The sequence below is a fragment of the Streptomyces sp. NBC_00690 genome (assembly GCF_036226685.1).
Classification (GTDB): domain Bacteria; phylum Actinomycetota; class Actinomycetes; order Streptomycetales; family Streptomycetaceae; genus Streptomyces.
The window spans coordinates 7,411,651-7,433,899 of the sequence record NZ_CP109009.1; the positions used below are offsets into that span (position 1 = coordinate 7,411,651).

20 protein-coding genes and 1 tRNA gene are annotated in these 22,249 nt (G+C 67.7%); 6 read left to right on the forward strand and 15 right to left on the reverse strand.

Going from position 1 to position 22,249, the window contains the following annotated elements; all coding sequences use genetic code 11:
- Positions 1 to 94: 94 nt before the first annotated feature.
- Positions 95 to 168 (reverse strand) — tRNA-Pro (locus tag OID54_RS32215).
- A gap of 114 nt (positions 169 to 282) precedes the next feature.
- Here OID54_RS32215 and OID54_RS32220 point away from each other — a divergent pair.
- Positions 283 to 756 carry a DUF309 domain-containing protein gene (locus tag OID54_RS32220; protein WP_329025323.1) on the forward strand — a complete coding sequence of 158 codons (474 nt, stop codon included), beginning with the start codon at positions 283 to 285 and terminating at the stop codon, positions 754 to 756.
- Positions 757 to 803: 47 nt separating this feature from the next.
- Here OID54_RS32220 and OID54_RS32225 read toward each other — a convergent pair whose 3' ends face one another.
- Genes OID54_RS32225 through OID54_RS32235 form a run of 3 tightly spaced genes read right to left on the reverse strand, consistent with a single transcriptional unit; the run spans position 804 to position 3,585 of the window.
- Positions 804 to 1,445, reverse strand: coding sequence for a LutC/YkgG family protein (locus OID54_RS32225; RefSeq protein ID WP_329025325.1), 642 nt, complete (start codon positions 1,443 to 1,445; stop codon positions 804 to 806).
- Positions 1,442 to 2,860: a lactate utilization protein B gene (locus tag OID54_RS32230; protein WP_329025327.1), complete on the reverse strand. Its 1,419-nt coding sequence runs from the start codon at positions 2,858 to 2,860 to the stop codon at positions 1,442 to 1,444. The genes OID54_RS32225 and OID54_RS32230 overlap by 4 nt, the downstream gene beginning before the upstream one ends.
- On the reverse strand, positions 2,857 to 3,585 hold the full coding sequence (locus tag OID54_RS32235) for a (Fe-S)-binding protein (protein WP_329025329.1): 729 nt from the start codon (positions 3,583 to 3,585) through the stop codon (positions 2,857 to 2,859). Before OID54_RS32235 ends, OID54_RS32230 begins: the two co-directional genes overlap by 4 nt.
- A 110-nt stretch (positions 3,586 to 3,695) precedes the next feature.
- On the opposite strand from OID54_RS32235, the gene cobF reads away from it, so the two are divergent.
- Entirely contained in the window at positions 3,696 to 4,451 is a 756-nt protein-coding gene (cobF, locus tag OID54_RS32240) for a precorrin-6A synthase (deacetylating) (protein ID WP_329025331.1), read from the forward strand.
- A gap of 222 nt (positions 4,452 to 4,673) precedes the next feature.
- On the forward strand, positions 4,674 to 6,119 hold the full coding sequence (locus tag OID54_RS32245) for a glyceraldehyde-3-phosphate dehydrogenase (RefSeq protein ID WP_329025333.1): 1,446 nt from the start codon (positions 4,674 to 4,676) through the stop codon (positions 6,117 to 6,119).
- Between the two features lie 446 nt (positions 6,120 to 6,565).
- On the opposite strand, the gene OID54_RS32250 is transcribed toward OID54_RS32245, so the two are convergent.
- From OID54_RS32250 to OID54_RS32280, 7 genes are all read right to left on the reverse strand, one after another.
- A complete protein-coding gene (locus tag OID54_RS32250; RefSeq protein WP_329025336.1) occupies positions 6,566 to 7,843 on the reverse strand; it encodes an NAD(P)/FAD-dependent oxidoreductase in 1,278 nt (425 codons plus the stop codon).
- Complete coding sequence (locus OID54_RS32255) at positions 7,843 to 9,306, reverse strand: NAD(P)/FAD-dependent oxidoreductase (protein ID WP_329025338.1); 1,464 nt, start codon at positions 9,304 to 9,306, stop codon at positions 7,843 to 7,845. The genes OID54_RS32250 and OID54_RS32255 overlap by 1 nt, the downstream gene beginning before the upstream one ends.
- Positions 9,303 to 10,736: an FGGY family carbohydrate kinase gene (locus tag OID54_RS32260; RefSeq protein WP_329025339.1), complete on the reverse strand. Its 1,434-nt coding sequence runs from the start codon at positions 10,734 to 10,736 to the stop codon at positions 9,303 to 9,305. The genes OID54_RS32255 and OID54_RS32260 overlap by 4 nt, the downstream gene beginning before the upstream one ends.
- Entirely contained in the window at positions 10,733 to 12,283 is a 1,551-nt protein-coding gene (locus tag OID54_RS32265) for an APC family permease (protein ID WP_329025341.1), read from the reverse strand. Before OID54_RS32265 ends, OID54_RS32260 begins: the two co-directional genes overlap by 4 nt.
- Positions 12,284 to 12,364: 81 nt before the next feature.
- A complete protein-coding gene (locus OID54_RS32270) occupies positions 12,365 to 13,138 on the reverse strand; it encodes a DeoR/GlpR family DNA-binding transcription regulator (RefSeq protein ID WP_329025344.1) in 774 nt (257 codons plus the stop codon).
- 501 nt (positions 13,139 to 13,639) lie between these two features.
- Positions 13,640 to 13,975 carry a hypothetical protein gene (locus OID54_RS32275; protein WP_329025345.1) on the reverse strand — a complete coding sequence of 112 codons (336 nt, stop codon included), beginning with the start codon at positions 13,973 to 13,975 and terminating at the stop codon, positions 13,640 to 13,642.
- A 330-nt stretch (positions 13,976 to 14,305) separates the two neighbouring features.
- The gene (locus OID54_RS32280; RefSeq protein WP_329025347.1) at positions 14,306 to 15,238 is read right to left on the reverse strand and encodes a TIGR03564 family F420-dependent LLM class oxidoreductase; all 933 of its coding nucleotides are present in this window, start codon (positions 15,236 to 15,238) and stop codon (positions 14,306 to 14,308) included.
- A gap of 149 nt (positions 15,239 to 15,387) precedes the next feature.
- Between OID54_RS32280 and OID54_RS32285 the strand changes: the two genes are divergently transcribed.
- Together OID54_RS32285 and OID54_RS32290 are read left to right on the forward strand one after the other, a co-directional pair.
- The gene (locus OID54_RS32285) at positions 15,388 to 15,864 is read left to right on the forward strand and encodes a DUF5680 domain-containing protein (protein ID WP_329025349.1); all 477 of its coding nucleotides are present in this window, start codon (positions 15,388 to 15,390) and stop codon (positions 15,862 to 15,864) included.
- A 323-nt stretch (positions 15,865 to 16,187) separates the two neighbouring features.
- A complete protein-coding gene (locus OID54_RS32290; RefSeq protein WP_329025351.1) occupies positions 16,188 to 16,841 on the forward strand; it encodes a fasciclin domain-containing protein in 654 nt (217 codons plus the stop codon).
- 215 nt (positions 16,842 to 17,056) lie between these two features.
- Here the strand turns inward: OID54_RS32290 and OID54_RS32295 are convergent, their stop codons facing one another.
- Together OID54_RS32295 and OID54_RS32300 are read right to left on the reverse strand one after the other, a co-directional pair.
- Positions 17,057 to 17,929, reverse strand: coding sequence for a DUF4394 domain-containing protein (locus OID54_RS32295; protein WP_329025352.1), 873 nt, complete (start codon positions 17,927 to 17,929; stop codon positions 17,057 to 17,059).
- Between the two features lie 414 nt (positions 17,930 to 18,343).
- Positions 18,344 to 18,934 (reverse strand): TIGR03086 family metal-binding protein, encoded by a 591-nt coding sequence (locus tag OID54_RS32300; protein WP_329025353.1) that lies wholly within the window; start codon positions 18,932 to 18,934, stop codon positions 18,344 to 18,346.
- Between the two features lie 99 nt (positions 18,935 to 19,033).
- On the opposite strand from OID54_RS32300, the gene OID54_RS32305 reads away from it, so the two are divergent.
- Positions 19,034 to 20,041 carry a helix-turn-helix transcriptional regulator gene (locus OID54_RS32305; RefSeq protein ID WP_329025356.1) on the forward strand — a complete coding sequence of 336 codons (1,008 nt, stop codon included), beginning with the start codon at positions 19,034 to 19,036 and terminating at the stop codon, positions 20,039 to 20,041.
- An 18-nt stretch (positions 20,042 to 20,059) separates the two neighbouring features.
- Here the strand turns inward: OID54_RS32305 and OID54_RS32310 are convergent, their stop codons facing one another.
- Positions 20,060 to 20,302 carry a DUF6411 family protein gene (locus tag OID54_RS32310; RefSeq protein ID WP_329025358.1) on the reverse strand — a complete coding sequence of 81 codons (243 nt, stop codon included), beginning with the start codon at positions 20,300 to 20,302 and terminating at the stop codon, positions 20,060 to 20,062.
- A 315-nt stretch (positions 20,303 to 20,617) separates the two neighbouring features.
- Positions 20,618 to 21,526: a glycoside hydrolase family 19 protein gene (locus tag OID54_RS32315; RefSeq protein WP_329025359.1), complete on the reverse strand. Its 909-nt coding sequence runs from the start codon at positions 21,524 to 21,526 to the stop codon at positions 20,618 to 20,620.
- Between the last annotated feature and the right edge of the window lie 723 nt (positions 21,527 to 22,249).

Sequence of the window (22,249 nt, forward strand, 5' to 3'; positions counted from 1 at the left end):
CGTCGATAGGGCGGTACCGTCTGCCACGGGTGGAAAGCACGAAAAAGCGGTACCGGATCTCTCCGATACCGCTCACGACCTGCGAATACACAAGTCGGGACGACAGGATTTGAACCTGCGACCCCTTGACCCCCAGTCAAGTGCGCTACCAAGCTGCGCCACGTCCCGATGTGCGCCGGTTTTGTACCCAAGACCCGGCGCGCAAGACAACATTACCCCACTCGCGGCACGGACTGAGCGTCCGGCCTGCGCGCGGGCACCCGGTTCGGGGAGAATCGAGGAGTGGATAAGGCGCCGAGAGACCGCGACGACGAAGGGCGTGCCCGAAACGCCCGCCCTCGCGATGGACTGGGACGCCCGCTCCCCTATGGCGTGCCTGGCGTGGAGCGGCAGCCCGAGGGAGTGGTGCGCAGCCCCGACCAGAGCTTGAAGGAGGCGCAGCGACTGTTGGATGCGGGCAAGCCCTTCCATGCTCACGAGGTCTTCGAGGACGCCTGGAAGTCGGGCCCGGAACCGGAGCGTGAGCTGTGGCGGGGGCTCGCACAGTTGGCGGTCGGCCTCACGCACGCCGCACGCGGCAATGTGATGGGTGGGAAGCGGCTCCTCCTGCGGGGGGCCGGGCACATCGAGGGCTTCGGCGATCCCCATGGGGTCGATGTGTCGGGGCTGGCGGCGTGGGCCCGCGATCTGGCCTCCCGGCTCAGCGGGCCGGTGGACGCCAGGGCCGAGGCCCCCCGGCTCACCCTGGACCGCTGACGACCGTCCCGCAGTCCCCGGCGGGTCCGCGAGGACCACGAAACGGACTAGGCGACGCCGTCCAGCAGGATGACCTCCAGCCTGCGCGGGCCGTGTACTCCCTCCACCCGGTCCAGTTCGATGTCACTGGTGGCCGAGGGGCCGGAGATCCATGTCAGCGGGGCGCTCGGGGACAGCAGGGGCAGGGCCTGCGGCACCGAAGACACGATCTGAGCGGGCGCCCGGACCACACAGATATGGAGGTCGGGGATCAGGGTCAGGGCCCTGCGTCCCTGGTCAGGGCCACCGTCGAGCACGATGGTGCCGGTCTCAGCGATGGCGAGCGCGCAACCCGTGAGCACCGCGTCCACGGTGTCGAGTACGGCGGGAGTCAAGGGTCCCTCGTCCCGGTGGCGGGCGATGGCGCAAGCGCTCAGCCAGGAGTCGGGCACCGCGTCGGGGACGACGATCGACCTCGCCCGGTGGGCGGCGAGACGCTCGGCGATGAGGCCGGGGAGCCCGGTCGGTGTCACCCGGTGGACCACGGCCCGGTAGTCGCTGAGATTGCGTTGGAGCAGTTCCGCGTTCTGGATCGGGTCGTCGCTCGTGTGGGTGATGAGGTAGTCGCGCTCGGGCGGGGGCACGTCCTGGGCCCGGTCGACCGCTGCCCGGATACGGGAGAGGATGCGCTCGCGGGAGGTGTCGGTCATCGGCGGTTCTCCTGCCACCAGTCGCGGAAGGACTGGGTCGGTACGTCGGGCAGTTCGCGGCTCGTGGTCCAGGCGCCGCTGCCGGGTGGTCTGCGCGGGTGCATCCCACGCGTCGCCGCGGCCAGCTTCTCGGTCGCCGCCAGTACGGTCGGATGACGTAGGACCCAGCCGCTGGCAGCGAGGGCGGCCCGCTCGACACGATGGCCGGGCCCGCCTTGTTCGGCGATGCGTCCACGCAGGTGGAGCAGGACGTCGGGGATGTCGATGGCGACGGGGCACACCTCGTAGCACGCACCGCACAGCGTGGACGCATACGGGAGTGAGGCGTCGATCGCGCTGCCGGTGCCTCGGAGTTGGGGCGTGAGGATGGCCCCGATCGGGCCGGGATAGACGGAGCCGTACGCGTGACCGCCGGCTCGCTCGTACACGGGGCAGACGTTGAGGCAGGCCGAGCAGCGGATGCATCGAAGGGCCTGGCGTCCCACCTCGTCGGCGAGTACGTCGGTGCGACCGTTGTCGAGGAGGATCAGATGGAAATCTCGGGGCCCGTCGTCGTCAGTGGTTCCCGTCCACAGCGAGGTGTAGGGGTTCATCCGCTCGGCCGTGGAGGAACGTGGCAGCGTCTGGAGGAAGACCTCCAGGTCCCGCCAGGTGGGCACGGTCTTCTCGATGCCGACGACGGAGATCAGGGTGCGGGGGAGGGTGAGGCACATCCGCCCGTTGCCCTCGGACTCGACGACGACGAGCGTGCCGGTCTCGGCGACCATGAAGTTGGCCCCCGAGATGCCGACGCGGGCTCGGAGGAACTTCTCCCGCAGATGGAGACGGGCGGCCTCGGCGAGATCGGCCGGGGAATCGGTGAGCCCGTGCGGCGCCGCCCTGCCCCATTTGCCCATCTCGTCGGCGAAGAGCGAACGGATCTCGGCACGGTTGCGGTGGATCGCCGGGACCAGGATGTGGGAGGGCCGATCGTCACCGAGCTGCACGATGAGCTCGGCGAGATCCGTCTCGTACGCGGTGATGCCCTCCGCCGCGAGTGCCTCGTTGAGACCGATCTCCTGGGTGGCCATGGACTTGACCTTGACCACCTCTGTCTCGCCCGTGGCCTTCACCAGGTCGGCGACGATCCGGTTGGCCTCGGTGGCGTCGGCGGCCCAGTGGACCGTACCGCCGGCCTCGGTGACCGCCGCCTCCAACTGGATCAGATAGCGGTCGAGATGGCGCAGGGTGTGGTCCTTGATCTGTCGTCCCGCCTCCCGCAACTGCTCCCAGTCGGACAGCTCGGCGACTGCCTTGGCGCGCTTGGCGCGGATCGTATGGGTCGCGTGGCGCAGATTGGCGCGGAGGGTGGTGTTGTGCACGGCCTCCTCCGCCGCTCGGGGAAAGGGTGGCATCCCCAGGAAGGCGGCGCTCATGAGATGGGCTCCTCGGGGCGATAGGGGTCCTCTTCGGTGGAACCGAGGATTTCCGCGATGTGGAGGGGACGCAGTGGCTCGTCCTGGCGACGGATCAGACCGTCGAGGTGCATCAGACAGGAGTTGTCGGCGGCGCAGAGCACCTCGGCGCGGGTCGCGAGTGCGCTACGGATCTTGTCCTGCCCCATCGCGGTCGACACCGCCGCGTTCTTCACGGCGAAGGTACCGCCGAAACCACAACACTCCTCGGCGCCCGGCAGTTCCCGCAGTTCCAGCCCCTTGACCGCTTGCAGCAGTCGGTGCGGCCGACTCCCGAGGCGCAAGGTGCGCAAGCCATGACACGAGGGGTGGTAGGTGACCGTGTACGGAAAGTACGCACCGACATCGGTGACCTTGAGGACGTCGACGAGGAACTCGGTGAGCTCGTGGGTCCGCGAAGCCAGGGAGGTCTCCCCCCACCGCGGGTACTGCTCCCGGACCATGGCGGCGCAGGAGCCCGAGGGGGTCACGACGTGGTCGTAGCCCGCGAAGGCGCGTGCCGTGTGCTGGACGAGCTTCTCCGCGGCCCCTCGGTAGCCGGTGTTGAAGTGGGGCTGTCCGCAGCAGGTTTGCGCCGCGGGGAAGTCCACGCTGACACCGAGCCGCTCCAGCAGCTTCACGGTCGCGACACCGGTGGCGGGAAACAGGGCGTCGTTCAAGCAGGTGACGAAGAGGGCGACACGCATAGCGGGAGGATAGGGGCAGTCGGTGCCCCGTGGGCCGAGGAGGGCGCAGTACTTGGGGGCGACGTCACCCTGGGGGCCGGTGGGCGGTGTGCGTGAGGCAGACTCGGCGGGTGAGGAAAATCTATGTCATCGGCATTGGATCGGGTGATCCCGACCAACTGACGCTCCAGGCCGTGAAGGCGTTGAACGCCGCGGACGCGTTCTTCATCCTCGACAAGGGCGAGGACAAGTCGGACTTGATCCAACTGCGGCGGGACATCCTCGATGCGCACGTCGAGGACGGGTCCTACCGTCTGGTCGAGGGGCGGGACCCCGAGCGCGACCGGGTGACGTCCGACTACGCCCCGGCGGTCGAGGACTGGCGTCGCCGCCGCGCGGACCTGTTCGAACGGTTCATCGCCAAGGACCTGGCGCAAGACGAGTGCGGTGGGTTCCTCGTCTGGGGCGACCCCTCCCTCTACGACTCCACCCTGGGGTCCCTGGAGGAGGTGCTGCGCCGGGGCAACGTGGCCTTCGACCATGAGGTGGTGCCCGGGATCAGCAGTGTCTCGGCATTGCTGGCGCGGCACCGCACCGGGTTGAACAGGGTGGCCCGCCCGGTTCAGATCACCACCGGCCGCCGGTTGGCCGAGGGGTGGCCCGAGGACGTGGACGACGTGGTCGTGATGCTGGACGCGCGCCAGGCGTTCACCCGCCATCTGGATCAGGACCTCTTCATCTACTGGGGCGCGTACGTGGGGACGAAGGACGAGATCCTCGTCTCGGGGCGGCTCGCGGACGTATCGGACCGCATTGAGCGACTGCGTGCCGAGGCGAGGGAACGCAAGGGCTGGATCATGGACACGTATCTGCTGCGGCGGGGGTAGCCGTTCCGGTCCGAGGGAGAGGTCCCAGGGAGGGGTCCTGGGGGAGTGCTGCCCTGAAGTGGCGCCGGGAAAGGGGCCCGAACGACGGGGGGACGGTCCCTGCTCCCGCGCTGATCTGGGCGTACGGCCCGATCGTGCGAGCCGGCTCGGGTGGCACCGCCTGAATGATCAACACGAAGGCGGGTTAGCATATGAGCGCCGCCTAGCTCGAAAGATGAATCTGTGACTGTCAACGAGGACTCGTTCATCAACTGGAAGAACCGCGAAGAGATCGCGGAGTCGATGATTCCGATCATCGGCAAGCTACACAGGGAGCGGGACGTAACGATTCTGCTGCACAGCCGCTCCTTGGTGAACAAGTCAGTGGTCAGCATCCTCAAGACCCACCGATTCGCCCGGCAGATCGCCGGTGAAGAACTCTCGGTCACTGAGACGCTGCCCTTCCTTGAGGCACTCACCACCCTCGATCTCGGTCCGTCCCAGATCGACATCGGCATGCTCGCCGCGACCTACCGCACCGATGGCCACGGGCTGTCGGTGGCGGAGTTCACCGCGCGAGCCGTCGTCGGCGCCACCGGCGCTAACAAGATCGAACGCAGTGCGCCGCGTGACGTGGTCCTCTACGGGTTCGGACGCATCGGCCGACTGCTCACCCGGCTGCTCATCGAGAAGGCGGGATCCGGCAACGGTCTGCGGCTGCGCGCCATCGTCGTCCGCAAGGGAGCCGGCCAGGACCTCGTCAAGCGCGCTTCGCTGCTGCGCCGCGATTCCATCCACGGCCAGTTCAACGGGACGATCTCCGTGGACGAGGAGAACAGCAAGATCATTGCCAATGGCAATGAGATCAAGGTGATCTACTCCGACGATCCGACGTCCGTGGACTACACGGAGTACGGCATCAAGGATGCCATCCTCATCGACAACACCGGCAAGTGGCGCGACCGCGAGGGCCTGTCGAAGCACCTCCAGCCTGGCATCGCCAAGGTCGTCCTGACCGCGCCCGGCAAGGGGGACGTCCCCAACGTCGTCCACGGTGTGAACCACGACATGATCAAGCCGGATGAGCAGATCCTCTCCTGTGCGTCTTGCACCACCAACGCCATCGTCCCGCCGCTGAAGGCGATGGCGGACGAGTACGGCGTACTGCGCGGGCACGTGGAGACCGTCCACTCGTTCACCAACGATCAGAACCTGCTGGACAACTACCACAACTCGGACCGTCGTGGCCGTTCGGCGCCGTTGAACATGGTCATCACCGAGACGGGTGCGGCCTCTGCGGTTGCCAAGGCGCTGCCGGAACTGAACGCCAAGATCACCGGCAGTTCGATCCGCGTGCCCGTACCGGACGTCTCCATTGCGATCCTGAGCTTGCAGCTCGCCCGCGAAACCACTCGCGAAGAGGTCCTCGACCACCTTCGCCAGGTGTCGCTGACCTCGCCGCTCAAGCGCCAGATCGACTTCACCAGCGCCCCGGACGCGGTGTCGAGCGACTTCATCGGTTCGCGACACGCGTCGATCGTGGACGCGGGTGCCACGAAGGTCGATGGCGACAACGCGATCCTCTACCTCTGGTACGACAACGAGTTCGGCTACTCCTGCCAGGTCATCCGTGTCGTCCAGCACGTGTCCGGGGTGGAGTACCCGACCTACCCGGCTCCCGTCGCCTGATCCCCGCCGTCGGTCCGGGGCGGCAGCCCAGCCACTCGGACCGACATCGGATCCCTACAGTGACACCGCGGTACTGGGGTCGTGTCTGACACGGCCCAGGAGGTCGCCTTCGAGCGCCTGCCCGTACCGCGGTGTCACTGCACCCGGCGCCACGCTGTCCACCGGCACCGCGCCATCTTCCCTGGGAGTCGATCAGCGGCGTTGCGATGCGGCACGACGGACTGTTGGAGTTCTTCGGGCCCGAGGGCGAACCCCTGGCAGCCGCGTTCGTCCCGCCACGGCTCGCCCGCCCTGCTGCGCAGGCCCAAGACCGGTGGACTGACCGCCGACACCCTCACCGCGCTGGCCCACCATCCCCGACTGCACCAACCGCACCGCCCCCAGGGCGCTCGTGGACGTGCAGCCCGCCCCGAACGGCTTCGATGCGTCCGGGGCAGGAGTGTCGATCAGCGCACGGTGAGGGTGACGGGCCCTCGGTGCGGGCTGATGCCCCGCAGGATCGACCACGGCACCCGGAACACCCGGCCGGGAGCAGCGGGCCAGGCCAGCCGCCGTTCGGAGAGGACCTCACCCCCCTGACGGGCCGTGACCCGCGGTACGCGCATGAACTCATCGGTCCACAACAACAGTCGACCACGCGGTGGAGCCGGGTCACCGGGACGCAACAGGCTGGGCGACACCCAACGCAATGGCTTCTCGGCGAGCAGTGGCACAGCGGCGGAGGAGTGCGGAAAGGAGTTCGTGGCCAGCCAGCGCACCACCTGATCGGCGACGTGTCGACCGTCGAGTGCGGCGATGTCGGCGGTGTCGACCGGATGGAGCATGTTCCCGGCTGCGAACACCCCGGGGCGGCTGGTGCGTAGCGCGGTGTCCACGACGGGGCCGAGCGTGTGCGGGTCCAGGGCGATGTCACCGGTGCGGACGAGTTCGTTGTCGGGGATCCAGTCACCGGTGAAGATGACCGTGTCACAGGCGAGCACCTGACGCCGACGGGTGTCGACGTCCTCGATCTCGACCCCTTCCACCCGGGGCTTGCCGATCACCCGCACCACGCGGGACCGATTGACCACCGGGACGCCCAGGACGACCTTGCCGCCGAGGTTGAAGGCCCCGTACGACTCGGTGTGCTTGTACTGACTGACCATCGCGACGACCGAGCAACCGGCCTCCCGCAGGGTGAGCGCCGCCGACCAACTCACTAGCTCACCGCCGACGATGACGGCGCGCTTGCCCACCTCCTGGTGGTGGAGGTGGACGGCGTTTTGCAGCTGGCCGGTGGTGTAGACGCCGGCCGGGCGGTCCCCGGGGATGCGCCGGGCGGTGCGCGGCCTCTCCCGGGCGCCGGTGGCGAGGACCACGGCCCGCGGCTCGACCCGGAACCGGCCCTGCGGACTGGTGACGTCCACGGCCAGCCCCGACGCCCAGTGGGTGACCATGGCGTTGGTACGGATGACGGCACCCGCCCGCCGCGCGGTCTCGGTGAGCCGGCGTGCGTACGCGGGCCCCGTCAGCACCCGGTGCAGATCCCGCAGCCCGTACCCGGTGTGGTCGCTGTGCCGGGGGATGCCCCCGGCCTCCTTCTCCCGGTCCAGTACGAGGACGTCACCGGCGACCCGGGGGGCGAGGGCCGCGGCAGCGCTGAGACCGGCCGGTCCGCCACCGATGACCAGTACGTCGGGGGTGAGGGTCAAGGGAGGTGCTTGCTCGGTACGCGAGTCGGTCATCAGGAGGTCACCTCGTGGCACGGACGGGCACAGCCCTGCTCCGTGTCGTGGTCGGTGTGGTCGTTCAGGAGTTGCTGGACGGCCGAGCCGCAGAAGAAGCCCTGGCAGCGCCCGTTCATGGCACGGGTGCGACGACGCAACCCGTCGAGTGTCCGGGCGGGCAGCGGGGCGTGGCAGGCGTCCCGGATCTCACCGGCGCTCACCCGTTCGCAGAAACAGACGATCTCCCCGTACGCCGGGTCTTCGGCGATCCGTGCGGCGTCCTGGTAGGGACGTACGCCGGCCTCGCCGATGTAAGGCATTGCCGGTGGCGGTGGCAGAGCGTCGCGTTCCTTGAGGACAACACCCGAGGCGGTCAGCATCTCGCCGACGTGCTCGGCGATGGCCATGCCCGCGGTCAGACCGGTGGAGCGGATGCCGCCCACGAGGAGATAGCGCTGGTCGGCATCGGCCTCGATGAGGTAGTCCGAGCGGTCGATGGCGGCGCGCAGGCCCGCGTAGGTGGCGGTGACCTCCTCCTCCAGCAGGCGTGGCATCAGCCGTTCGCCCTTGCCGAGGAGGAAGGCGAAGCCGTCTTCCGAGGTCCCGGTGGCGGTGCGGTCGGTGAGGTCCTCGGAGGTGGGACCGAGCATCACATTGCCGTAGACGGTGGGGGAGACGAGGACGCCCTTGCCCCGCTTGGTGGGTACGGGAAGGACGATGCGGTCCACCAGGGGGCGGGCCAACTTGTCGAAGACGAACAGCTCGCCGCGGCGCGGGGTGACGGTGAACCGGTCGTACCCGAAGAGCGCGTCAAGACGGTCGGCGCCGAGACCTGCGGCATTGACGATCCACCGTCCGTGGACGTCACCGCCGCGCGTGTGCAGGGTGGTGATGTCGTCCGCGACGGTCACGGCGGTGACCGCGTGATCGAGGAGGATGTCCGTGCCGCGCCGGTGGGCGTCGGTGGCCAGGGCGAGATTGGTCGTCCAGGTGCAGATGATCGACTCGTCGGGCACGGTCAGCCCACCGAGCACGCCTTCGCCGAGCGCCGGGACCTCGGCGTACACCTCGTCCGCGCCGATGAGCCGACTGTGGTGATAGCCGTTGGCCTCGGCCTTGTCCCGGAGCCCGGGGAGTGCGGCGAGTTCCTCCTCGTTCCACGCGACCAGGATGGCCCCGGTGTGTTCCACCGGGATTCCGGTCTCGCGGGCGTAGTCGGACAGCAGGTCGTACCCCCGGGCGACCAGACGGGATTCGAGGGTGCCGGGGGTGGCGTCGAAGCCGGTGTGGAGGATGGCGGTGTTCGCCTTGCTCGTACCGTCCCCGATGTCGGAGCGCGCCTCCACCAGTGCGACGGACACCGCATGTCCCGCGAGTTCGCGGGCGATGGCGGAGCCGACGATCCCACCCCCGATCACGATGATGTCGTGAACGGGGGACGGACCGCGCCCAGGAGTGGTGCTGCCTGGGGTGTGACTCATGTGAGATCTCCCTTGCGGACGGCCGTCTCGGCGACCGCCGTCCATGACGTGCGAAACTGTGCCGCCCGGTCCGCCGACCACACCGGCTCGAAGACCGCTGACGGTTTCCAACTGCCAACGGCTTCCCGGAGTGTCATGCCCGGGTTGAGGGCGAGTCGCGCGAGCGCGGCAGCGCCCAACGGGGTGGCATGGGCCGAGGGATAGATGTCCACCGGCATCTGGGCGAGATCGGCCTGCGCCTGCATCAGGGTTCGACTGCGAGTGAGACCGCCGTCCGCCCGCAGACTGGTCAGAGGTGCGCCGAGGTCCGTGGCGACCAGATCGCACACCTCGGCGACCTGGGCGGCGATGCCCTGGAGGACCGCGAGCACCAGATGCCCGGGCCGGGTCGAGAGCGTCATTCCGGCGAAGGTGGCGGTTGCGTCGGGTCGCCACCAGGGCGCGGCGAGACCCGCCAGGGCGGGTACGCACAAGGTCCCGTCGGACTCCTTCGCGGCAACGGTGTCCAATTCGGCCGCCGAACCGATGAACCCGAGGTCCCGCATCCAGCGGACCGCGGAGGCCGCCGTGTACACCTGTCCGTCGACGCAGTACGGGGTGCTCCCGGCGGCTTGCCAGGCGACGGACGTGGTCAGCCCCGAGGTGGAGCGGACGGGACTGGTGCCGGTGTTGGCGAGGAGGAAGGCGCCGGTGCCGAAGGTGCACTTGGCGGCGCCCGCGTCGAAGCAGCTCTCGGCGAGGAGCGCCGCCTGCTGGTCCACGATCAACCCCGCCACCGGGATCCGGCCGCCGAACGCCCCGGTGGTACCGATGACCTCGTCACCGGCGACGATCCGGGGTAGCCGCTCCCCTTCCAGACCGAACAGTTCGGCCAGGTCGGGTGCCCACTCGACGGTGTCGAGGTCGAGCAGCAGGGAGCGGCTGGCGGTCGAGGCGTCGGTGACGAACTCTCCGGTGAGGTGGTGCAGCAGCCAGGTGTCCGAGGTGGTGACGACGCCTTCACGCGTTACGTTCCGGCGCAGCCAGGTCATCTTGGGCGCGGAGAAGTAGGAGTCCAGGACGAGACCGGTGCGGGCCGCGATGGTGTCGGCGTGCTGCCGCATCCCCGCGACCACCGACTCCGCCCGACGGTCCTGCCACACGATCGCCTCCGACAGCGGAGTACCGGTCGCGGGGTCCCAGGCCAGGACCGTCTCGCCCTGGTTGGCCAGGGCGACGACGTCGATCGGGAGCCCCGCCTCGGTGATGGCGCGGCGGCCAGTTTCCAGGACCGATGCGAGCAGTGCCCGCGGGTCCTGTTCGACCAGACCGCCGTCGCCGTAGCGGGGACGCAGTTCGGCTTCGGCGATGGCGGCCACCGCGCCCGATGCATCCACCACCACCGCCTTGGTGCCGGACGTCCCCTGGTCGATGGCGAGGACCACGGTCATCGGTCCGACACCTCCTCCTGTTGGGGCACCGCGGGCTTGACGGTTCCGGTGGCGTCCTCGGTGTCGAGGGTGCGGTCGACATCGGCCATGTCGGGCATGGTGAGCCCGGCGACACCGCGGCGGGCCAGTAGGTACGCGAAGTACACGGCGCCGATGGCGAACAGCACGAGGACGTACAGCCACGGGTCGCGGAAGGACTCGTCGCGGAAGATCAGCAACTCGTAGACGAGCCAGACGGAGGCGGTCACGATGACGGGGATCTCCCAACGACCCAGCGAGAAGCCCTGGGTCGGCGGCAGCGACTTGCGCTTGACGATGTACATCAGCACGGTGCCGGCGTAGATGATCGCGGGCAACAGGGTGGCTGCGGAGAAGAGGGAGAACAAGGCGTCCGTGGACATCGCGAACGATGCCAGCACCAGTTCGCCCACCACGAAGATGAACAGCGTGGCGTTGAGCGGGGTGCCCCGGGAGACGTTGATCTTCCGCAGGGACTGCCAGCCGGGGAAGCGCTCGTCGCGGGACATCGCCCAGACCAGGCGCGTACCGCTCATGGTGATCACCAGACCGCAGGAGAAGATCGAGACCACGACGAGGACCAGCAGGGCCTTGCCGACGCCCGACCCGAGGACCGCGGTGATCACGGTGGCCACCGGGGTGGCCGACTCGGCGAGCTTCACCGGGTCCTCGATGAGTGCGGTCACCGCGATCAGGAAGAGGAAGCCGAGGACACCGAGGGAGAGGACGGCCTGCACCATCGCCTTGGGGATCACCCGGGCGGGGTCACGGGTCTCCTCGGCGAGGTTGGCCGCGGACTCGAAGCCGACGATGGTGAATGCGCCGAGGAGGAACGCCAACGCGAACGGGCCGACCTCACCGGCCGAGCCGAGGCTGTAGTAGCCGGCCTCCGCCACGGGAGCAGCCTGGAAGAGCGTGGAGAAGTCCAGCTTGCCGGCGACCGCGCCGACGACGAACAGCAGTACGGTCAGCCCGATCATGCCGATCAGCTGGATTGTCACGGCGGTCTTGTTGACCTGATGTGTCAGCCGGGTGGACAGCGCGACCAGGACCGCCTGGACGAGGATCACAACGGCGGTGATCGCCCACGCGTTCTCCTGCGTTCCCTGGTACTGGAGGAGTTCAGGGAGGATCGTCGCCGCGATGGTGTAGTCGACGGCGACGACGACCACACCGAGGAAGGAGAAGGAGATCCAGCCCATGATCCAACCCCATACGGGGTTCACCAGGCGGGAGACCCACTGGTAGGCGTATCCGCTGATGGGGATGCGGGCGGCGAGGGCGCCGAAGACGAGCGCCACGGAGAGTTGGCCGATGACCGCGATGGGCCAGGCGAATATCCCGCGCGGGCCGGAGCTGTTGAGCACCGATCCGTAGGTGGTGAAGATGCCGGTGGCGATCGACACAAAGCCGAAGGCCATGGCGAAGGAGGCGTAGCGGGTGAGCTCCCGCTTCATCTCCTTCTTTTCGTCCGGTGCGCCTGCGCCGGGTCTGGCGCCGTCGGTGTCCACTGACTCATGGGTGGCCATAGGAGTGATCCCTTTCGAAACCCTGCTCGCTGGGAGGGTGGAAAACAATCGGTATGTACCGTACGGGGGTGAAGGTGGCGCTCACGCCACCACGACCTCGCATCCGGTGTCTTTCACGGCCGCGGTGATGTCGTCCTCGGCCGCCGTGTCGGTGATGACCCCCGTGAGGTCCCCGAACCCGCAGATGCGATGTCCGGCGACCCGTCCCCACTTGCTGCCGTCCGCCAGTACGTAGGTACGGGCGCTGCACGACAGGATTTGCTTCTTGGTGGCGATCTCCTCGAAGTGGAAATCGGTCACACCGGCGGTTTGGTCGATGCCACCGGAACCAAGGAAGGCCAGGTCAGGGTAGATATCCGCGAAGAACTGCACGGTCTGCGGCCCGGAACACACCAGATCTCCCGCGCGCAGTCGCCCGCCGGGCAGCAGTACCGAGACCTGGGGCAGTACGGAGACCACCTGGGCCACCAGGAGCGAGGGGGTGGCGATCGTGCCCCGGAAGTCCAGCGGGAGGGCCCGTGCGATCTCCACGGCTGTCGTCCCCACGTCGATCACCACGGTCATCCCGGGCAGGGCGAGCTTGGCCGCTGCCTTGCCGATGGCCGCTTTGGCGAGGGTCTGCGACTCGGAGCGGTCGGCGAACGACGCCTCCTCACCGCTGACCCCCTGCACCACCGCGAACGACGCTGCCCCACCGCGCACTCTCCGCAGGGCACCGCGCTTCTCCATCTGCCCGAGGTCCCGACGCACGGTCTCCACGGAGACGTGCAACTGCTCGGCGAGATCCTCGCTGCTGATGGTGCCGACACGGTCCACCACGGCGGAGATCCGCCGATGTCGTTCTGCGGGAAGCATCACTGACTCCTGATCGCCATCGCCCGAAAATGACCGGGCATGACTGGAAGTGTGGATTGCTGCCCGAAAACCGTCAAGAGGTAGGGCGAAAATCACCCGTACTGGGGTGAAGGGTGATCGAGTCCGATCGCGAGGCAGGGTGGTGCCTGCTGTGGCTACCCAGCCCTGGGGCCGGGGACTCGTCCAGCTGGATGCTGCGGCCCTTGTCTCCGTTGCCTTGTGCTGCGGGGACGGCGGCTGATGCACCGAGCCTCGGGCTCGACGGCTCGGGCCGGGGTCGCGTCATGGCACCCTGCCGTCCGGATGGGAGCGCCGGTGATGCGCATCCGCGCAGAGCGCGACCTGCTGCTGATGGATCGACCGGTTCGAAGGCAACGGCGAGACGAGCCGGCATGACGCGAACATCGGGCGGAACACTCCCGGTGCCTCGACTTCACCAGTCGGATAGGGGCGCGATGCACGATTTCAGAGATTCCGACTCGTCAAGTGATACGGCGAGGGTCAGCCCCTCAGGGGGTCACCATCAGAGGGTCCGCCAAGCTTTTCTGCGAGGACGCTCGGCCAGCCCTCGTGTTCAAGCCCGGTACCCAACAGGAGATCCCGCCAGTCCCAGGTTGCCGTCTCCAGGGTCTCCTCAAGGTCATCACCCTCTCGGTGGAGGAGGATGACCGCGCCAAGGAATCGTGCGTGCCCTTCGATCACTCCGTATCCACGCTCCATCTCAGCTGCACTGAGGGTGGATGCATTGATGGCCGTGATCACCTCGGCGACTCTGGATCGCTGGCTCTCAGTGAACTCGTGCTCAAACACCGTCGCGAGCCACTCAGGCAAGTCCATCTGCGCACACCAACTTTACTTGGCTAAGGGAGGGGGCATCGGGTTGCATACGGATCGGTCTTCGCTGGAGAACGTACACCGACCTTCACGGCAGCATGGGCGTGAGGCCGCGCGCACCATAGGAGAGCGCAGGGGCAAGTGTTCAACGCATGTTCGGTGAATCGATCGCCCCCACCAACCACACCCGCAAGCGCCTTCGCCCCGCTTCTCCGCAAGGCCGTTGGAGGCCGCACATCGCCTGACCGAACCGCCCGGCACGCACGAGGGTGCGTGCCGGGCCCTTCGGGTGTAGTGGGACGTCGGATCGATGGGTGCCCGGTACGGCTGCTACTACGGCCGTTCGGCGGCGAGTTCGCCGAGCAGTGACCAGGTGCGGTGCCGGTCGGCGTCCCCGGCGATCTCCGTACTTGCGAACACGACCTCCGTCGCCCCGGCGTCCAGATAGCGCTGGACCTCCGCCCGTACCGTCTCCTCGTTTCCGATCGCGGTCACGTCCACGGCGCTCTTGGCACCGGAGAGTTCGATCACCCGTGCGTAGGACGGAATCTGCTCGTAGAAGGCGAGTCGTTCGGCGGCTCGGGCCCGTACGGACTCGACATCGTCGGTGACCACCCCGTTCACGAAGGCCACGATCCTGGGCGCCGGACGACCGGCCGCCGCGGCAGCAGCCGTGACCGCCGGCACGATGTGCTCGGCCAGGGCACGGGGTCCGGCCAGATAGGGCAGGATCCCGTCCGCCAGCTCAGCGCTGACCCGCAGCGCCTGGGGACCCATGGCGGCCACGAGCAGCGGTACGCCCGTCGTGGCTCCGGGCACCCGGGCCGGGAGCGGGGTGGCCGCGCTGATCAGTTCACCCCGGAAGTCGCTGGTGCCGGTCTCGATCAGCTGACGCAGGACCACCAGGAACTCACGCAGTCGGGCGATGGGCCGTTCGAAGGGGATGCCCATACCGTCCTCGGTCAGCAGTCGCGTACCGAGTGCGAGCCCGAGGTGGTAGCGACCGTGCGTGGCCGCCTGGGCGGTGAGTGCTTGGCCGGAGACCACCAGCGGATGGCGCCCGAAGACGGGGATCGCGGCCGTCCCCACCTGGAGACCGGGTACTTCCCGTCCGACGATCGCCGCCAGTTGGGGCGAGTCGATGCCGAAGCCCTGCCCGAACCATGCGGAACGGAGCCCCGCCGTTTCGGCCTCCGCGGCTAACCGGACGGTGGCGTCGACTTGGTTGTCGGAATCGATGGCGTTGAGAGCCACTCCCACATTCATATCTGCCTGGAACTAAAGGAGTTGGAGCTCTATTCCGGTTCATTTATGACAAACATGTTTCCACCGCAGCCGCAGCCAGACCGCCCCATGCCCTGAAGGGAGGGCGCGACACGCCCTCGACTGTCAGACCCTGCTGGTAGAACGCGACCATGGACACGTTGACACTCACACCTTCCGCGCTGGAGGCATTCGTCGTTCGGGCCAAGGCCGCCACCTATGTCGGAGGTACCGGCAAGGTCGCCCCGGCCCGAACCGCCTCACACGATCTGGAGTACCGAGAGGGCGAGCTGGCCTATCGGGACAGCTACTTCGGCGGTACGGACTTCCTGGGGCAGGAGACCGTGCACCACGCGGACCGGCCCGTGTGGGGGATGAACTACTACGGATATCTCCTGAGCGACGACATCGACGCCCATACCGCGGGCGAGACGATCAAGGCGGCTCTGACGGAGCTGTACCACCAGAACAGATTCCTCGGCGGCTTCCGCCAGACCGTCGCCGGGCTGTCGTACGTCGATGAGAACACCGGCGACGTGCTGCGCTTCCAAGGCGTTGAGCACATCACCACGGCCGCGGGAGTCCGAGCCTATGAACTGCGCTACCACGGAGGCCGAGTGCTGGACTGAGGACCGGTAGCGAAGCCGTGCGGGCGTGGCAGGACCCATGCGTCGTACGGCCGCCACGTCCATGAGGGTGGCGGATGGACGGCACATCGACGGCGGGGCGGGGAAGCTCGATGGAGGCTCTCCGGCCGGCCGTCGCCTCGTCAACCCGTCCGCCCGCCGTCATTCGATCCGTTGACTGACCAATCCGCCTGGCCGTTGGCTCCGAATGCCGAGTGTGAGCAGGTTCTGCCCGTCGAGAGGAGCGCAGTCATGACAGACCGCCTTCCTCCCAGCACCAGACGGCTCGCAGCCTGCCGAAGAACTCGACATCTCATGGAGTTTCGATGAACGCCCTCCGCTTCCGCCGCACCGCCGTCGCCGTCGCCGCCGTGACCGTCCTGCCGTTCGCCCTGGCAGCCTGTTCGGATTCGGGCAAGGACACGTCCGCCGATTCCGCGACCGAGGCGAGCAAGGATGACTCGCAGCCCCAGGAATCCGCCGCGCCCGATGACGCGGCGGCGGGCGACCAGCCGTTCGGCACCGCCTGCGCCTCCGTCCCGAAGCAGGGGTCGGGCTCCTTCGACGGGATGTCCAAGGACCCCGTCGCCACGGCCGCCTCGAACAACCCCGCGCTGTCGACCCTTGTTGCCGCAGTCAAGCAGGCCGGCCTGGTCGACACCCTCAACAACGCCCAGGGGATCACCGTCTTCGCACCCACGAACGACGCCTTCGCGAAGATCCCGAAGGCCGACCTCGACAAGGTGCTCGCGGACAAGGCCATGCTGACGAAGATCCTCACCTACCACGTCGTCGGCCAGGGCGTGACCCCCGCGCAGTTGGAGAACGGCACCTTCGAAACCCTCCAGAAGGGGAAGATCACCGCCACCGGCTCCGGTGAGGCGTACACGGTCAACAACACCTCCAAGGTGGTCTGCGGCAATGTGAAGACCGCCAACGCGACCGTCTACATCGTCGACACCGTACTGATGCCCAAGTAGTTCGCATCCGGGTGATGAGCGCTTCGGAGGTGGGTCCTCGATCACTCCACGGTGATCCAGGACCCACCTCCGTACCGCCATGGCCTCTTCGCGCCGCGCTCCCGAACGGACCCCCTGAACGGGCCGATGGCCCGGCCCCGGCTCCACCGTGGGTGCACCCCAAGCCGAGGCCGAGGCCAGCCCGCCGACACCGCTTGGCTGTTGAAGCGGGGACGCTAGCTCTGGTCGAGTGGCAGGGCGATGTCAGTGACCTGTCGATCGGCGGGGAAGGAACCGAGACTGCGGGTCGCGCCGGTCAGTAGATTGACCTCGTAGAGGCGGTGGGTGCTGCCGCTGCGCAGGGTGGCGAAACCATGGTTCGTGCCCTGTGTGGGGGCGAAGTAGATGTCGAATCCAGCGCTGGGGTCGGCATGGATGCCGAGCCCTCCCGTGGGGGCAAGGGTGCCGGCGTTGGCCGGTGACTGGAGGGAGACTCGATCGGCCAGGGTGTCGATGTCGAACAGGGTCGTGGCGGTCGCGGTGTTCAGGTCGTTGTTGGTGTATGCGGCCCCGGTGATTCCCTTGGCGGTGGTGGGCGGCACCGTCGGATTGGTGAGTACTCCATCGACAACGGTACCGAGCGTTCCCGTGGTGTCGTTGATGTTGTGACGCAGGTTCTGTCCGGTGTCACTCACCACCCGGAGCCGGTTGGCGGCCGGGTTGAAGTCCACGCCGAACAAGGTCCCGGAGAGCGCGGTCGTGAGCTGTGAGACCTTCACCGCACGCGCGTCGTTGGTGGCGATGGTGTAGATCCCGCCCTGGTCGCCGACCCCGTACAGCTTGAGGTTCTGCACCCGGAAGTCGATGCCGACCAACTTGGTGTCTCCCGCCAGCCCGCTGACCGCGCCCACCGAAGTGGCGGCCGACGGCTTGTCGACACCGAACCGGACCAATCGCTGGTCGGTGGTCAGCCCGTAGGCGACCAGAGCCCCCGGTGCGGCTGTGGTGCGGCTGTGGTGACCCGCTGCCCCTGACTCTGCGAAGGCGGCTGCGGGGGCGGCAAGAGCCGCGACCAGACAGACGGGGACCGCAACGACGGAGATTCGCATGCTCGTGCTCCTTGTAGGAGGTTCGCCCGGAGTGGGCGGTTGTCCGTACAGGGTTCGGAGCAAAGAGCGCGCGAGTTTGGGCAAAACGGTTGGAATCACTCCGATGGCCGTCGTGGGCAGACACAAATGGGGCCAGCCGTGGCGATCGCGTGCCTGTATCCCGCACATGGATCGCCCCGGTCCTGCGATGGGCATCGTGGCTCACGCTGTCGTGGTGCGCACCGCCGTGGTTGAGGTAGTCGCGAGGAGCATGCGGAGCAGTAGCCCGAGCCCGGCGCCTGCTTCATCAGTGATCCCGAGCAGAGCTCCGCCCCACCCGGCCGCCGTGCGCACGGGTGGGGCGGAGCGGTTGTGCGGGCGAGCAAGTCGCCGGTGGGGACTACCGGGCCCCTGCGCTACCAGGAATCGGCCGATTCAGCCGTGGGAACGGTCGGGCACCTCCCGGCCCAACCACGCAGCCAGCCGGTCGTAGGCATCAGCCCCCACGGGTGCCTCGCGTACGGCACCGAAGGGCACCGGGCCGCCACGGTTGGCGGCAGGGAGTGCGTCGTGGGCGATGGGAATGACCGCTTCGGCGAGCACGGGATCCAACTGCACCGGTCGGCCGAGGGCCTCGGAGAGGTCCCAGCTGTGCACCACGGTCTCCAGAAGGGCGAAACCCACCATCGCATCCCCGGGGGTCTCCTCGGCCCAGGGCGAAGAGACGGTCGAGCCCAACTTCGCATCGTCCGACCACGCCTCACCGAAGCGTTGGTGCGCGCCCCGGTACGATCCGAGCCAGGCGTCGTCGGCGAAGTCCGACACCGGCGGGGGAGCCGACTTCCAGTCCCCGTTCTCACCGATGTGCGCCATCAAGTACAGCCCGTTCACACTGTGCGAGAGCAGTGCCCGAACGTCGAACTCCGCACAGGGCGTCGGATCGCCGAGCCGGGACGGTGTCACGGCCTCCAGCAGCGTGGCGAACTGGGCGGCTGCTCGTTCGTACAACGGACGTGGGTCGTTCATCTGGTCGATCTCCTGTGCATCGGATCAGGTGCTCTGATGCGCGTACCTTCGAGGAGTAACCTGACAACTTCCGTCATGTTTCCCGGAGAGTCTGCGCCCGTGAAGTCAGACCGCCTGCTCTCGATCATCCTGCTCCTCCAGACGCGCGGTCTGGTGCAAGCAGCCGAACTCGCCGAGCGCCTTGAGGTGTCCGTCCGAACCATCTACCGCGATGTCGAGGCACTTTCCACCTCCGGCATTCCCATCTACACCGAGCGGGGGCGACACGGAGGCATTGCGCTGCTGCCGGGGTTTCGAACCGACGTCACCGGTCTGACAGAGGACGAGTCGAGGGCCCTGTTCGTCCTCACCGCACGCGGAACCCATGCCGCCCTCGGGCTCGATGCCGCATTGGGGTCCGCGCTCCGCAAGGTGATGGCGGCGATACCGGAACCGCACCGACCGGCCGCAGAGCTGACGAGTCGGCGCATCCTGGTCGATCCGGAACGCTGGATGATGAGGCCCAGACCCGCAGTCGATCTCGACATACTCAACTCGGCCGTGTTCACCGACCGCCGACTGGCCCTGCGCTATCGCCGCAGTGGCGCAGTCGAGCCCGGGGACTACGTCCTCGACCCCTACGGGCTCGTGGTGAAGGCGGGGGTCTGGTACCTCGTGGCCGACAAGTCCGGCTCTCCGCGGCTGTTCCGTGCCGACCGTGTGGTCAAGGCGTCCATCATCGACGAGCCGGTGCGCAGAAGGCCCGGTTGGGAGCTCGCCGATGTGTGGAAGACGATGCGATACGAAGCCGAACAGCGCCGCCTCCCCCTGCTGGTGACGGTGCGGCTGCGCAAGGACGCCTTGGTGCGCTTCCAGTGCGTGACCTCGGGCCGGATCATCGGGGAGATCGCCCCGGAAGGAGAGGACTGGCTGAGGGCCGAGCTGGTGTTTGACAACACTTCGGAGACCGGGGTGCTGCTGGCACTCGGTGACCAGCTGGAAGTGCTTTCGCCGCCGGCTGTACGCGAAGAGTTGGCACGGGTGGCAGCCTCGGTGGTGGGGGTCTATGCCGTCGGTGCGACCCGAGACGCCACACGGGGCGCCAACGGATCAGGCACCCCCCGGTGAGCCGGGGGGCGGCGGTCCTTAGAACGGCAGCCGCCAACGGGCCCGACGACCGGCGGAACTGCTCCGGCTCACGGCACGCGAGCTGCTGTGGAACGGCTTGCTGAGGATGCGCCCCAGTATCCCGGGCGCCTTGCCGCCGGCACGAGAGCCGAGGCCGAGCGTCCGTTGGGTCCCGCGTTCGGGATGGCGGGAGAGGCGGGGCACGAAGAAGGCCAGGACGGCCAGTACCACGCAGACGGCGATGATGCCTACGACGATCATCGGTGACTCCTCACTTCGGTTCGATCACTCGCCCGGCACCGACACCGGTGTGTCGGTCCTCGGAGCCCTGGGCGGTGAGCGGGCAGATCCGGTATGCGACCGGGGCGCGGGGGGCTCATCCCCTCGCTGAACTGCGTCTGCCCGCGATGCCGTGCCGCACTCGCCGAAACGAGCGGAGATGTGCCGTCGATGGGACATGCGGGACCGGGGGCGGGGTCCCTTCTTGTGGTGGTGAACGGCGGAACGGGCCGGAGGGGTGTCCCCTCCGGCCCGTTCCTCACCTTCAGTACATCGGTTGATCAGCGGGTGAGCTGATCAGCACGAGATGTTCGCGCCGGTGGGCACGCCCAGGATCTGGGTGAAGTTCTTGTACCGGTTGATCCGGCTCTGGACCTGCGCCGGGTTCTTGCCGTCGCACTCCAGGAAGCCGTTGATCGAGCGGATCGTCTGGCCGAAGCCGGCGCCGCTGACCATGGCGTCGTGGCCGGTGACCGGGCCGGGGCCGTCCTGCGTGTTCCAGTACCAAAGGGCCGTCATCATGCTGATCGCGGGGTCCGTCTCCACCTTCTCCGGGTGGTTCAACAGATCGATGCCGAGCCAGTCACCGACGGCCTTGTAGTTGAAGTTCCAGCTCAGCTGAATGGGGCCGCGGCCGTAGTAGGCCGAACCGCCCGCAGGACAGCCGTAGGGCTGGGTGGTGTCGCAGTAGTGGGGGTAGTTGTCCTTGTTGATCTCCGTGATGTAGAAGAGCCCACCGCTCTCATGACTGATGTTGGCGAGGAAGGCCGCGGCCTCCTGCTTGCGCATCGTGTCCGTGCCGGTGTGGGCGAACTTAGGGAACGCCTTCATGGCGTCCGTCAGACCCTTGTAGGTGTAGAACGGATTCCGGCGAGGGAACATCTGGTTGAACTGTTCCTCGCTCACCACGAAGCTGTTCGGGTTCGGGTTACCACCCGTGCCGCAGGTGTACGGGTCCCAGTAGTGCGTGCTGACCACCGGGTTGTAGCCCGGGTTGTTGCGCTCGGCGATGTACACCTCACCGTCGTTGTACTTGACGATGTCACCGGTCTGGTAGTTCGCGCCGGCAACCCAACTGGGGGCGATGGCGCAATCGTCCGCCGGCGAAGCGGCAGAAGCCGTTGCGGTCGGCACGAGAACCGTCGCTGCCAAGGAACCGGCCGCGACCACGCCGACCATCAGCGCCTTCATACGATCTTTGAGCACGAGTTTTCCCTTTCGTGCGTCAGCGGACATGCCTGCGAAGCCCGGTGGAACCGGGTTCGCCAGGCACTCCGTGGCGGGGGTGTAGATCACACTGAAGCGTCCCGAGTGGGGGCGAGTCAAGGTATAGACCAATGAAGTTTCTGAAACAACGAGCCAATTTCCAGGGGCCGTTGGCCTGCAAAGAGCTGCGAAGGGCGAGGCGGCTCGGCCGTTTTGCCGGCGCTCCGGGATGGATCGTTCGGGGTCAGCGGGCACCTGTGCGCCCGATGGCGGTGCAGCCGGTGGATCGGGGGACGCAATGTGCGGGCAGGACGTATTTGCACCTGCGAGGAGGAGATTGTCGGCGGTGATCCGGATGTCCGTCGATCCCGTCGCGAGCGCGGGAGCGAGGCTTGTATGGGCAGGTCGATCGCTAGGGGAAACGGCGAAACCGCTGTGCATCAGAAGCAGCGAGGGAGCTGGGACGGTCAACTGCTCACGACCGTCGACGAGATGTGAGGTGGCGCTGCCTCACCCCCGGCGCTCGACTGCGAAGCCAGGGTGATGGGTGCCGTCGATGTGTCCTCGATGCGTCGACAGGCCCTGCTGGCGCAGGGTGAGCCCCCCAGAGGGAGTTCCCGGACAAGGGGTCGAAGCGCTCGACTCGGCATGATCGACGATCAAGGATATTGGTAGAGACTGGTGAAGGCAATGAAAGTTACTGCCAAAATCCAGAGCGGAACA